At 71.2% G+C, this 12,658-nt stretch carries 12 protein-coding genes; 2 read left to right on the forward strand and 10 right to left on the reverse strand.

The window, feature by feature from the left end; all coding sequences use genetic code 11:
* Window positions 1-425: 425 nt before the first annotated feature.
* The 6 genes from G569_RS0122495 to G569_RS0122520 all read right to left on the reverse strand — a co-directional run bounded on the left by G569_RS0122495 (window position 426) and on the right by G569_RS0122520 (window position 7,745).
* Window positions 426-2,258, reverse strand: coding sequence for a methyl-accepting chemotaxis protein (locus G569_RS0122495; RefSeq protein WP_084285393.1), 1,833 nt, complete (start codon window positions 2,256-2,258; stop codon window positions 426-428).
* An 87-nt stretch (window positions 2,259-2,345) separates the two neighbouring features.
* Window positions 2,346-3,206 (reverse strand): non-homologous end-joining DNA ligase, encoded by an 861-nt coding sequence (ligD, locus tag G569_RS0122500; protein ID WP_028065087.1) that lies wholly within the window; start codon window positions 3,204-3,206, stop codon window positions 2,346-2,348.
* The gene (locus G569_RS0122505) at window positions 3,206-3,502 is read right to left on the reverse strand and encodes a hypothetical protein (protein WP_028065088.1); all 297 of its coding nucleotides are present in this window, start codon (window positions 3,500-3,502) and stop codon (window positions 3,206-3,208) included. The genes ligD and G569_RS0122505 overlap by 1 nt, the downstream gene beginning before the upstream one ends.
* Window positions 3,493-4,149 (reverse strand): 4-hydroxy-tetrahydrodipicolinate reductase, encoded by a 657-nt coding sequence (locus tag G569_RS0122510; protein WP_028065089.1) that lies wholly within the window; start codon window positions 4,147-4,149, stop codon window positions 3,493-3,495. Before G569_RS0122510 ends, G569_RS0122505 begins: the two co-directional genes overlap by 10 nt.
* Window positions 4,146-5,381: a M16 family metallopeptidase gene (locus G569_RS50710; protein ID WP_053226828.1), complete on the reverse strand. Its 1,236-nt coding sequence runs from the start codon at window positions 5,379-5,381 to the stop codon at window positions 4,146-4,148. Before G569_RS50710 ends, G569_RS0122510 begins: the two co-directional genes overlap by 4 nt.
* 51 nt (window positions 5,382-5,432) lie before the next feature.
* On the reverse strand, window positions 5,433-7,745 hold the full coding sequence (locus G569_RS0122520; RefSeq protein WP_028065090.1) for a polyribonucleotide nucleotidyltransferase: 2,313 nt from the start codon (window positions 7,743-7,745) through the stop codon (window positions 5,433-5,435).
* A 128-nt stretch (window positions 7,746-7,873) separates the two neighbouring features.
* On the opposite strand from G569_RS0122520, the gene G569_RS0122525 reads away from it, so the two are divergent.
* Window positions 7,874-8,953 carry a saccharopine dehydrogenase NADP-binding domain-containing protein gene (locus tag G569_RS0122525; protein ID WP_037498410.1) on the forward strand — a complete coding sequence of 360 codons (1,080 nt, stop codon included), beginning with the start codon at window positions 7,874-7,876 and terminating at the stop codon, window positions 8,951-8,953.
* Here G569_RS0122525 and G569_RS0122530 read toward each other — a convergent pair.
* The 3 genes from G569_RS0122530 to G569_RS0122540 form a co-directional block, all read right to left on the reverse strand.
* Complete coding sequence (locus tag G569_RS0122530) at window positions 8,936-9,457, reverse strand: TetR/AcrR family transcriptional regulator (protein WP_037498413.1); 522 nt, start codon at window positions 9,455-9,457, stop codon at window positions 8,936-8,938. The two genes, G569_RS0122525 and G569_RS0122530, sit on opposite strands and share 18 nt — an antisense overlap.
* Window positions 9,458-9,477: 20 nt before the next feature.
* Complete coding sequence (locus G569_RS0122535) at window positions 9,478-10,431, reverse strand: PP2C family protein-serine/threonine phosphatase (RefSeq protein WP_028065093.1); 954 nt, start codon at window positions 10,429-10,431, stop codon at window positions 9,478-9,480.
* Between the two features lie 64 nt (window positions 10,432-10,495).
* Window positions 10,496-11,143: a hypothetical protein gene (locus tag G569_RS0122540; RefSeq protein WP_028065094.1), complete on the reverse strand. Its 648-nt coding sequence runs from the start codon at window positions 11,141-11,143 to the stop codon at window positions 10,496-10,498.
* Between the two features lie 201 nt (window positions 11,144-11,344).
* Here G569_RS0122540 and G569_RS0122545 point away from each other — a divergent pair, with 201 nt between their 5' ends.
* Window positions 11,345-11,659 (forward strand): hypothetical protein, encoded by a 315-nt coding sequence (locus G569_RS0122545; protein WP_028065095.1) that lies wholly within the window; start codon window positions 11,345-11,347, stop codon window positions 11,657-11,659.
* A 96-nt stretch (window positions 11,660-11,755) separates the two neighbouring features.
* Here G569_RS0122545 and G569_RS0122550 read toward each other — a convergent pair whose 3' ends face one another.
* A complete protein-coding gene (locus G569_RS0122550) occupies window positions 11,756-12,616 on the reverse strand; it encodes a DMT family transporter (protein WP_028065096.1) in 861 nt (286 codons plus the stop codon).
* Between the last annotated feature and the right edge of the window lie 42 nt (window positions 12,617-12,658).

Consider the following 12,658-nt stretch of genomic DNA (forward strand, 5'->3'; position numbering starts at 1 on the left):
GTTCACCTGCTTCTGCACCTCGTCGAGCTTGGACTGCGCCTGCTCGGCGAGCTTCTTGGCCTTGTCGAGGAACCCCATGCCGCGACACTAGCGCGGAAAGCCCGCCCGTGAGGGCGGGCCGTTGCGGGCGGCGACGAGGCCGCGGCGGGCGCGCGGTGAGGCGGGGCGCGGCGAGGCCGCGGCGGCGCGCGGTGCGGCGGGGCGCGGCGAGGCCGCGGCGGCGCGCGGTGCGGCGGGGCGCGGCGAGGCCGCGGCGGCGCGCGGTGCGGCGGGGCGCGGCGAGGGCGCGGCGGCGCGCGGTGAGGCGGGGCGCGGCGAGGCCGCGGCGGCGCGCGGTGACGCAGGGCGCCGCGGGCGGGGCCGTCGGCGCGGCGCGCGTGGGTCGTGGCGTGGCCCGCCCCCGTCCAGGGCGGGCCACGCCGGGTTTACGCGGTGACCTTGAAGCGGCGGACCAGACCGTTGAGTTGGTCGGCGGTGGCCGAGAGGGTCTGGGCGGACGCGGCGATCTCCTGGGCGGAGGCGCTGGTCTCCTCGGTGGAGGCGGAGACCTGCTCGGCGGAGGCGGAGGACTCCTCGGCGACGGCGGCCACGTCGGCGACCTCGAGCTGGGCGCGCTCGGTCTCGGCCGAGATCTCCTCGACCGCGCCGGAGATCTCGGAGACGCGGGCGGCCATGCCCTCGACGGCGGAGCCGATGGCCTCGAAGGCCTCGCGGGTGCGCTCGACGGTCGCGACGCCGTCCTGGGTGCGCGCGGTGCCTTCCTCGACGACGCCCACGACGCGGGCGGTCTCGCCCTGCATCTCGCCGATCAGGGCGGAGATCTCGGCGGCGGCGTTCTGAGAGCCCTCGGCGAGCTTGCGGACCTCTTCGGCGACGACGGCGAAGCCCTTGCCCTGCTCGCCGGCACGGGCGGCCTCGATCGCGGCGTTGAGCGCCAACAGGTTGGTCTGTTCGGCCAGGCCCGTGATGGTCGTGACGATCCCGCCGATCCGCTCCGAGCGGGCGTTGAGCTCGGCGATCGCCTCGCCCACCGCGGCGGAGGACTGGGCGACCTCGCGCATCGCCTCGCTCGCCGAGTTGGCGGCGTCGACGCCCTCGAGCGCTACGGCTTGTGCCTCGCCGGCGGCCTGCACGGTGGCGGTGGCGATCTGCGCGCTGGCCTGCGCCGAGCGGGCGGCGCCCTGGACGGCGTCACGCGTGGACTCGACGAGGCGGACCTGACGCTCGGCGCCGTGCGCCACCTCGGACACCGCGGAGGCGATCTCCGAGACCGCGCGGCCGGTCTCGTCGGACGTCGCCGCCATCTGCTGCGACGCGGCGGCGACCGTACCGGCGCCGGTGGAGAGCTCGCCGATCGTCTCGGCCAGCTGCGCGCGCATCGCGTTGTACGCCTCGACCGACGCGATCGTGTTGTCGCGAATGAACCCGACGGCTTCGGCGACGTCACCGATCTCGTCGTTGCTCGTCCGCTCGAGCGCCGGCGTCCGCGGGCTCACGTCGACCGTCAGATCGCCCTCCGCGACGGCCTCCAGGGCCTTCCGCAGCTCGGTGGTGTCGTGCATGCGGAGGCTCTCGATGCGATCGAGGATCTCCTTGACCGTCTTCTGGATGCGGCCGGAGAACCACAGCGCCATCGCGAAACCGACCACGAGCGCGCCCACGAGGAGCGCGATCGCCCGCGTCCGGGCCGACGCGGCCGCCGCCTCGATCGAGTGCTGCTCGTCGCCGGCGAGCTTGACCTTGGAGTCGAACAGCGCCGTGAAGGCGTCGACGGCCTCGCTCACGCGCGGGAGCACCTTCGCCTTGTTGAGTGCGTACGCCGCCTTGACGTCCCCCGTGTCGGACACGGCGAGGACCTCGGTGCGCGCCTTGCGGTATTCGACGATCGCCGCGCCGAGCGCCGCGAAGGCCTGCTTGCCCTTCGCCGTGGCGAGCGAGTCCTCGACCTTGGCGAGGTTCTGGTCCACGACCGCGTCGTTGGCCTTGAGCTTCTCGACCAGCTTGGCCTTGTCGGCCGGCGCGGACTCGAGGATGTGGTTGTTCGTGAAGGCCCGGCTCTCGTTGAACTTGGCGCGAGCGGTGCCGAGTTCGGCGAGCGGCTCGACGGAGCCCGCGAACATGCGTTTCGAGCTTGCATTGGACTCCGCGTTCGTGCGGATTCCAAGCAGCCCGATCAGGGCCGTGAACGCAAGTAGAACGCTTGCGCCAGAAAGCAATTTCGCCCGTAGACCGAAACGGGAAGGGAGACGTGGGTGCACCGGTAGCTCCTACGGGATTGATTGTGGTGACCCGTTTATCGACGGCTTAGAAACTCGATTCATCACCCCCAGGGTTAACTTTCATCTTCAGTCCATCCTGAGCGGTCGGACGCTGTCGAACATGGTGCCCCAGGGATCGTTCTCTCGCAGCCGCGCCTCGATCTCGCGCAGCTTGAAGCCCCGAGGCGCGAGCGCCGGGTCCGCGACCTCCTCCCACGTGACGGGCATCGCGACCGGCGCGCCGGCCAGCGCGCGGACGGCGTAGGGCGCGACGATGGTCTGCCCGTAGGTGTTGCGCGCGACGTCGACGAGGATCCGCCCCTCGCGCTTGTCCTTGCGCCAGAAGGTCGTCAGCGTGTCGGGCCGCTCGGCCGCGATCAGCTCGGCCAGCTCCCCCGAGCGGGCGCGCACCTCGTCCGCGGTCCGGCGCCGCTCGAGCGGCGCGATGATGTGGATGCCGCGCGAGCCGGAGACCTTCGCGAACGGGACGAGCCCGAGGTCGCGCAGCACCTCGGCGCACACCAGCGCGCCCTCGCGGATGTGGTCGAAGTCGTCCTCGGACGACGGGTCGAGGTCGAACACGATCCGGTCCGGCTTGTCGCGAAGGTCGCAGCGCGCGTTCCAGACGTGCGGCGTGATGCAGTTCTGCTGCGCGAGCCAGCGCAACGTGTCCGCGTCGTTGATCATCCCGTGGACGATGTCGCCGCCCTTGCGGCGCGGCACCTCGCAGCGGGCGACCCAGTCCGGCGCGCCCTTGGGGAGCGACTGCTGGACGACCACGTCGGAGCCGATCCCCTTGTTCCAGCGCCAGAGGTTCATCGGGCGGTCCTTGCAGTGCGGGACCATCAGCGGCGCGACCCGCGCGTAGTGCTCGGCCAGCTCGGCCTTGGTGATCCCGTCGTCCGGGAAGAGCACCTTGTCGGGATTGGAGAGTTTCACCTCGGGCATCAGCGGTTCCCCCGTAGAACGTCGGTGAACCGTTTCGGAACCTCGGGTGCCTCTCCTTCCTCCCACAACGTGACGACCACGAGCTCGCCGCGCGGCTTGTCCTCCATGCAGACGAACACGAGGTCCGGCCGCTCGAGGTCGCGGACGTTCAGCGCGCCGCGCTGACCGGGCTCGACCCGGCCGGCGTCGACCGCGCGCGAGACCCGCGACGCGATCTCCACCCGCGGGTCGAGCGCGCCGCGGACGCGCTGCAGGTAGCGCTCGACCGCGTGGTCGGTGACCGAGACTAGGGCCAAAGCAGCCGCTCGAGCCCGAATACCGGGGACTCGGGCAGCTGGGCCACGTGGCGGATCGCGAGCAGGACGCCGGGCATGAAGCTCGTGCGGTCGGTCGTCACGTGGCGGATGGTCAGCGTCTGGGCGACGTCGCCGAGGACCACGTCCTGGTCGGCGACGAGCCCCGGCAGGCGGACGGAGTGGATCGGCGGGTCGCCCTCCATCAGCGCCGCGGTCCGCGCCGCGGTGCCCGAGGGCTTGTCGACCTTGCCGGCGTGGTGGTACTCGATGATCTCCGCGGAGGCCATGATCTTCGACGCCTCGGCCGCGAAGCGCATCATCAGCACGGCGCCGATCGCGAAGTTGGCGGCCACGAAGACGTTCCCGGGCGCGCCGGCGACCGATGCCCGCAGATCCTCCTCGGAGTACCCGGAGGTGCCGATGACGACGTGCACGCCGGCGGCCGCGGCCAAAGCGGCGTTCGCGACCGCCTGGTCGGGCAGCGTGAAGTCGACGAGCACGTCGGCCGCCTCGAGCACGTCGGCGACCGACGTGCCCAAAGCGGGGTCGGCGCGGCCGACGAGCTCCATGTCGTCCGCGCCCTCGACCGCAGCGCAGACGGTCGCGCCCATGCGACCAGCTGCTCCCGCCACGGCAACCTTGATCATGTCGTCGGAACCGGCCCCGCGACCTTTTCGACGGCCGCGCAGAACGCGTCCTCGTCGGGCCCGATGCCCGCCGCGGACAGCCCACCGGGCGCCCACAGCTGGTCGACGAGCGCGCGCATGTCGTCCATCGTCACGGCGTCGATGCGCGCCATGACCTCGTCGGTCTCCAGCAGCGGCAGGTCGAACAGCAGCGACCCGCCGAGCCGGTGCATCCGTGCGCCCGTGGACTCCATGCCCAGCACGACCCGCGCCTTGACGTTCTCGCGGGCGCGGACGAGCTCCTCCTCGGTCGCGGGCTGCTCGCGCAGGCGATCGAGCTCGTCGCCGACGACCTGCATCGCCTCGACGAGGTTGTCCGGCCGCGTGCCGACGTACAGGCCCACCTGGCCCGTGTCGGCGTACTGGCCGGCGAACGAGTAGACGCTGTAGGCGAGCCCGCGCTCCTCGCGCACGGCCTGGAAGAGCCGCGAGGAGGAGAGCCCGCCGAAGATCGCGTCCAGCACGCGGGCGGCGAAGCGGCGCTCGTCGCCGCGCTGCAGGCCGAGGCCGCCGAGCGTCACGTGGACCTGCTCGGTGTCCTTGCGCACGAAGCGCACGTTGGAGACCGGCGCGTGCGGCGCCGGCTCCGGCGGGGCGACCGGCTCCAAAGAAGCCCGCTCGCCCAGCGTGTTGGTGGCCAGCTCGACGATCTGATCGTGGTCGACGGACCCGGCCGCCGCGATCACCACCGAGCCCGGCACATAGCGCCGGGCATGGAATTCGGCGATCACGTCGATCGGCGTGTCGCGGATGACCGGCGCGCGGCCGATGATCGGCCGCCCGAGCGGGTGCGCACCGAACACCGCCTCGCCGAGCACGTCGAACACCGTGTCCTGCGGGTCGTCCTCGTACATCGCGATCTCCTCGAGCACGACCTCGCGCTCGGGGTCGACGTCCTTGAACGCGGGGCGCCAGACCATGTCGGCCATCACGTCGAAGGCCGCCGGCAGGTGCTGGTCGAGCATGCGGGCATAGACCGCCGTGCTCTCCTTGTCGGTGCCGGCGTTGAGCTCGGCGCCCATCCCGTCGAACAGCTGGTCGATCTCGGCCGACCCGTAGCGGTCCGTGCCGCGGAACAGCAGGTGCTCGAGGAAGTGCGAGAGGCCGGCCTCCCCCACCGCTTCACCGCGGGAGCCCGTGGCCACGAAGAAGCCCAGGGCCGCGGAGCGGACCGAGGGCATCGCCTCGGTCACGATCCGCAGCCCGGAATCGAGCTCCGTGATGCGATGACTGGAAATGGCTATTTAAGCCCGATCGGGATCTCGGTCGCCGCGCGGGGCGCGGTCCCGGTCACGGTCGCCACGGTCGCTGCGCGGTCCGCGGTCGCGATCGCGCCCGCCACGCGGGCCACGGTCGCGGTCACGGCCACCGCCGCGCGGCCCACGGTCGCGGCCACCGCCGCCACCCATGGTCGGGTCGCCGGTGCCGACGGAGGCGAGCTCCTCCTTGGTCTTGCCGGCGATCTCCGGGTCCTCGGCGAGGCGCAGGCCGATGCGGCCGCGCTCCTTGTCGACCTCGACGACGCGGACCTCGATCTCGTCGCCCTTGTTGAGCACCTCTTCGACCGTGCCGACGCGGTTGCCCGGCGAGACGTTGGAGATGTGCAGCAGGCCGTCGGTGCCCTTGGCGAGCTCGACGAAGGCGCCGAAGGTCGTGGTCTTGACGACCTTGCCCTTGAACTCGTCGCCGACCTCGACCTCCTTGGTCATCGAGCGGATCCGCTCGACCAGGGCGTCGCCCTTGGCGCCGGTGACGGCGTAGACCAGGACCTGGCCCTCGTCGTTGACGTCGATCTGGGACTCGTACTCCTCCTGCAGCGAGCGGATCGTCTCGCCGCCCTTGCCGATGAGGAGGCCGATCTTCTCGGGGTCGATCTGGATCGAGCTGATCCGCGGGGCGTGCTCGGAGAGCTGCTCGCGCGGGGCGTCGATCGCCTCGGCCATCTTGCCGAGGATGAACTCGCGACCCTCCTTGGCCTGCGAGAGCGCGTCGCTCATGATCTCGAACGTCACGCCCGTGATCTTGATGTCCATCTGCAGGGCGGTGATGCCCTCGGACGTGCCCGCGACCTTGAAGTCCATGTCGCCGAGGTGGTCCTCGACGCCGGCGATGTCGGAGAGGATCGTGTAGTCGTCGCCCTCCTTGATCAGGCCCATGGCGATGCCGGCGACCGGCCGCGTGAGCGGCACGCCGGCGTCCATCAGGGACAGCGAGGAGCCGCAGACGGAGGCCATCGAGCTCGAGCCGTTGGACTCGAGGATGTCCGACACGACGCGGATCGTGTACGGGAACTTCTCCTGGTCCGGGATCATCGGGACCAGCGCGCGCTCGGCGAGCGCGCCGTGGCCGATGTCGCGGCGCTTGGGGCCGCGCATGAAGCCGGCCTCGCCCACGGAGAAGGGCGGGAAGTTGTAGTGGTGGAAGTAGCGCTTGGACGTCTCGAGCCCGAGGTTGTCCAGGCGCATCTCCTCGCGCGTCGTGCCGAGGGCGACGACGGACAGGGCCTGCGTCTGGCCGCGGGTGAACAGCGCCGAGCCGTGCGTGCGCGGCAGCGGCTTGACGTCGATCGAGATCGGGCGGATCTCGCGCTCGGAGCGGCCGTCGGGGCGCTTCTTGTGGACGGCGATGCGCTCGCGGATGATCTTCTTCTCGAGCGCGTCGAACGCGAGCTGCGCGTCCTGGCGCTTCTCGGCGTAGTCAGCGGCCTCGGGGTCGCCCGCGTACTTCTCGAGCACCTCTTCCTCGACGGCCTTCGTGGCGTCCTGGCGGGCGAGCTTGTCCTCGACCGACGTCGCCTTGTCGAGCTTCTTGCCGTGGGACTTGGTGATCTTGGCGATCAGGTCCTCCGGCGCCTTCTTGACCTCGATCTCCTGCTTGGCCTTGCCGGCCTTCTCCTGCAGCTCGCGCTGCGCGGCGGTCAGCTTCTTGATCGCCGAATGCGCGATGTCCAGCGCGTCCAGGATCTCGGCCTCGGGCACCTCGTTGGCGCCGCACTCGACCATCAGCAGCGCCTCGTCCGTACCGGCGACCACGAGGTCCATGTCGGCGGTCAGCAGCTGCTCGTCGGTCGGGTTGACGACGAAGTTGCCGTCGATCTTGCCGATCCGGACGGCGCCCACGGCCTGCGGGTACGGGATGTCCGAGATCATCAGCGCGGCGGACGCGCCGTTCATCGCCAGGATGTCGTACGGGTGGATCTGGTCCACCGACAGCGTCAGGTTGACCAGCTGGGTCTCGCGGCGCCACCCCTTGGGGAACAGCGGGCGCAGCGGGCGGTCGATGAGGCGCGCGATCAGCGTCGCCTTCTCACCCGCGCGGCCTTCGCGCTTGAAGAACGAGCCGGGGATCTTGCCCGCGGCGTACATACGCTCCTCGACATCCACCGTCAGCGGGAGGAAGTCGACGTCCCGGAGGCTGCCGGCGGTCGCGGTGGACAGCACCACGGTGTCACCTGCTGTGACGGTCACAGCCCCGGAGGCCTGCTTGGCCATCTTTCCCGTCTCGAAGGCGATCTCGGTCCCGCCGATCTCGACGGCGACCCGGTGCACTTCAGACATATGTCCCTTTCTCTCGCCCGCCTCGGAGTCGGCGGGCCCTCTGCATCGTCTTGACGCTTCGGTAGTCGTTGACAGGCATGTTAGAAGGCGCTTTCACACGATGCGCTGCCGGGTAAGGTGCCCCGTCGATGCGGATCGTGATCTTCGGCGCAAGCGGTTACACCGGCTCCCTGATCGCCGACCGTTTGGTTGCCCAGGGCGTGCGTCCAGTCCTCGCCGGCCGCTCGTTGGGGCGCCTGCAGGAGCTCGCGGACTCGCTCGGCGGCCTCGAGGTCGTGCGGGCGGACGTGATGCGGCAGAACTCCGTCTTCGACCTCGTCGGGGCCGGCGACGTGCTCGTCTCCACGGTCGGGCCGTTCGCGAAGTGGGGCGAGCCCGCGCTGCGCGCGGCGGTGGCCGCCGGCGCCGTCTACCTGGACTCGACCGGCGAACCCCCCTTCATCCGGCGCGTGTTCGAGGAGTTCGGGCCGCCGGCGGAGAAGTCGGGCGCGCGCCTGCTGACCGCGATGGGCTACGACTTCGCCCCGGGTGCGCTCGCGGGTGCGCTCGCCCTGGAGGAGGCGCCCGACGCCGTGCGGGTGGACGTCGGCTATTACGCGCTCGGCGGCGGCCCTACGTCGCTGTCCTCCGGCACCCGCGAGTCGCTGGTGGGCGTGACGCTGGACGACGGCCACGCGTTCCGCGAGGGGCGGATCCGCACCGCCCGCCCCGCCGAGCGCGTGCGCTCCTTCGCGGTCGCGGGCAAGCCGCGCGAGGCGATCTCGGTCGGCGGCGCCGAGCACTTCGGCCTTCCCGCGGCGTTCCCGCGGCTGCGCGAGGTCAACGTCTACCTCGGCTGGTTCGGCCCGCTCGCGCGCCCGCTGCAGGCCGGGTCGTTCGTCGGCCAGTTCGTCCGTCGCGTGCCGCTGACGACCGCGGCGATGAAGTTCGCCGGCGAGCGTGCGCTCGGCCTCTTGTCCGGCCCTGACGCGGGCACGACCCCGGGCGGGCGCTCCTGGATCGCCGCCGAGGCCTACGACGCGAGCGGTCACCGGCTCAGCGAGGTCCACCTCGCGGGCGTCGACGGCTACGCGTTCACCGCCGGCTTCCTCGCCTGGGCCGCGCAGCAGCCGGTCGACGGCGTCGGCGCGCTCGGACCCGTCGAGGCCTACGGGATCGAGCGCCTGACCGCGGGCGCGTCCGCCGCAGGGCTAGACCGGGTTCCGTAGTCCCGCGAGCGCGGTCGCGAGGATCGGCTCGACGTAGGCGGGGTCGCCCTCGATCCGCGCGATCGCCATGACCATGTCCAGGACCTGTTCGAGCGTGAGGTCGCCCCGGACCTCGCCGGCCGCTTGCGCGGCGCGCAGCAGCGGGCGCCCGGCGGCCAGCACCCGGTCGCGGTTCGCGTTGAACATCGGGTTCGTGCGGTCCAGGGCGAGCAGCTCGTTGGCGATCTCGTGCTTGCCCGCCGAGAACGCCAGGAACTCGTGCACCCACTCGGTGAACGTCAGCGACTCCGCGGCGGCGCAGATCGCGTCGACCTCGTCGGTGTAGAGCGCCTCGAGCAGCTCGCGCCGCCCCGGGAAGTTGCGGTAGAGCGTCGCCATGCCAACGCCGGCGCGGCGCGCGATCTCGGCCATCGACGTCTCGCCGGGTTCGGCGAGCGCGGCGCGGGCGACGGCGAGGATCTTCTCGCGGTTGCGCGCGGCATCGGCTCTTCTGGGCGCGGGCATGAAGCGGATAGGTTATCCGGTTAGGTGATGCGAGCGGCGAGCAGGCAGAGGTCGTCGGTCAGGGTGCCGTAGGCGAAGTCCGCGACGCGTGCGCGAAGGACGGCGACCGCCTCGGTCGGTGAGGGCCGGTGCAGGCCGCCGAGCACGGCGCTCACGCCGTCCACGCCGAACATCTGGCCGTCGTGCCGTGCTTCGGTGAGCCCGTCGGTGTAGAGCAACACTCCCGCGCCGGCCGTCGAGCGTTGCGAGCCCTCCACGAATCCGGGGTTCGGGCCGAGCCCGAGAGGCGTTCCCTGCGTGGGCGCGATCAGCTCGTGACCGTCATCCAGCCAGAGCGCGGGGGGATGACCGGCGTAGGCCCAGCGCAGGATCTGGGTGCTCGGGAGGAAGGTGACGCAGGCGGCGGTGACGAACTCGACGCTCACGCCTGCCCGCTCGATCAGAGCGGTGTTCGCCCAGCTCAGCAGGCGGCAGGGATCATCGGAGAACGGTGCGGTCGCGGCGAACGTCGTGCGGATGAACGCGGCCCGTCGCGCCGCCTGCAGGCCGTGGCCGACGACGTCCCCGACGACGAGTACGGTCGAGTCCTGTGGCCCCTCGGCCACCAGGTAGAAGTCGCCGCTGACCCGTTCTGCGATCGCAGGCAGGAACGCCGCCGCCAGTTCCAAGCCGGGGCGCCGGGGCAGCTCGGGCGGGGTCAGCGCGTCCCGGATCGCGCGCAGATCCTCCAGCTCGTGCTCGGCCGCCGCGAGGCGCTTACGCAGCACGGCGAGGTCCCCTTCGCGCACCGCGGCGTCTTCGCGAAGGCGCGCGATCAGCTTCTCTTGGCGGTGCTCGAGGTCGTCCAGCTCGTGGATGTCGCGCCGCTGAGCGGCCACCTCCGAGCGCAGCCGGCGAAGCTCCTCGTCGTTGTCGTGGTGATCGCTCAGGGTGGTCGCCGCCGCTGATGCGACGTAGCGCGTGCCGGTAGCCATCGTGTCGCATCGCCGCGCGACTGTCGATTGCGTCGAGTACTTGACCCCGTTGGCCACGTCCTCCCTAGGTGCGGTAGCGGCGTCGGCTCTGGATCAGTGCGTGGTCGAGCATCGCGTCGTGGTCGTCCTCGCGGACGACGACGACGAGCTTGTTCCACGCGCCGGGGTAGACGATCCGCTCGTTGTAGATCTGCGTCCGGAAGCGCTCGGTGTAGGCGGTAGGGAGCGTGTCGCCGGCGCTGTACATGCGCCGCCCGCCGTCGCTTCCGCGGATGACCGCGACCAGCTCGCGCGTGCGCTCGAAGTCGTCGGCGGCGGCGAACTCGACGAGCGGGTCCTGCGGCGAGCCGCTGCTGAGGAAGGCGACGACGTACTTGCGGTCGCGCCCGCGCGTGTTCTCGCGGATCGTCTCGCCGAGCCCGATCTGCACCGCGCCCTCGGCCCGTGTGGTGCCCATGAACACGCGGTAGGGCGCGTAGCGGTCGCGCCGCTTCGGCCACTGGTAGGACTCGGCCTCGCGTTCGCGGACGACCCGCCAGTCGCCGGGGAGGTCCGTCGGCGTGGCGCGCGCTGATGCTGCCGCACCCGCGGAGGCGGCCGCGGCGGCGTGTTCGATGAGCGGATTGTCGAAGCCCGCTTCGGCGAGCTGGGTCAGCAGTGGCCCCAGCTCGCGGTCGGGGACGTCGTGCACGGTGACGGAGAAGGGCGACATTTCAAGCTCCTACGTTGTTACGTAGAGGAACGTAGACAACGTAATAGAACGTAAGTACGAGAGCTGCTACGGTACTACGTACGTCACGCCTCCCCAGCGCCGCCACAGAGCTCTCACGAGTCCTCGCGGCGCCACGCGAGGCGAACGTATCCAGGAGCGTTCCACGGAGCGCCTCCGCCCGAAGAAATCGTTGGGATTCACATGTTCGCCACCATTCGCCGCTACGAGTCGGTCGACCAGAGCCGCACTGCCGAGCTCGTCAAGAAGGTCGACGAGACGCTGCTGCCGCGCCTGAGCAAGATGCCGGGCTTCGGCGGCTATCACCTGATCAAGGCCGACGACGGCACCATGAGCTCCGTCGGCTTCTTCGACACCTCGGCGCAGGCCGACGAGTCGACCAAGATCGTGTCCGGCTGGGTGCGCGACGAGAAGTTCGAGACGGTCCTCCCGAGCCCGCCGCGCATCACGACCGGTGAGATCGTCGCGCACCAGTCGCGCGAGCTCGTCAAGGCGTAACCCGCCAGAGCGAAATCCGACTGAAGGCCCGCCCCCGCGGGCCTTCGGTCGTTCCGGGACGGTTGCGACGAGCCTTCTTCCGCGGACCCAAGCGAACTAGGTCGCGTCGGGGGCAGCGCGCATCGGGGCGGGCATGAGCGCCGCGCCGGCGATCACGAGGCAGAACGCGAGGAAGCGGGCGCCGATCTCGACGGCGCCCGAGCCGATCGGCTCGTGGAAGATCAGGATGCCGCCGATGATGGCGGCGAGGTTGGCGGCTACTGAGGTGAGCGCGATGACCTCGACGCCGTCGCCGATCTGGAGGCTGCGCGCGGACGCGTAAAAGGCGATCACGCCGGCGATGATCGCGGTCACCGCCCACGGGCTCACCACCCCGAGCAGCGGGCCCGGTGCCGCCTGCGTGAGCCACTTGATCGCGACATCGGAGACCCCGAAGAGCGCGCCGGCGGCCGCGCCGAGCAGCAGCCCCTCGGCGCGCGGCGGGACGTGGCGGCGGGTCGAGACCCGCACCAGCGCGCCGCCGATCGCAAACGTCGTTGCCTCGACGGCGATCAGTGCCGCCAGCGAGGCGCTCTGAGGATCGTTGGCGCCGCCGCCGGTCAGTCCGATCACCACCAGCCCGGCGGCGGTGATCGTCACGCCGCCCCATTGTCGCCGTCCCAGGTGAAAACCGAAGAAACGCTCGGCGAGCACGGCCAGCAGGACCAGGCCACCGGAGAGCACCGCCTGCACGATCGACAACGGCGCCAGCGAAAGCGCACCGACGTGCAACCCCCAGGCCGCGATCGCCACGATCCACCCGACCAGGAACCATCCGGAGCGAAACAGACCGACGGCGCCGCGCAGCGGATGGCGCAGGCGGATCGGCGCGGCGAGCACCGCGCCGCGATGTTTGAACAAGAACGCGAGGTTGGTGGCCAGCGCCGAGGCGAGCGCCAGGAGCAGTCCTATGAGCATCGTTCAGGCGCGACGCGGGAACACGGTCTGAGCCCGGTCACG

Source organism: Solirubrobacter soli DSM 22325 (assembly GCF_000423665.1).
GTDB classification, from domain to species: Bacteria; Actinomycetota; Thermoleophilia; order Solirubrobacterales; family Solirubrobacteraceae; genus Solirubrobacter; species Solirubrobacter soli.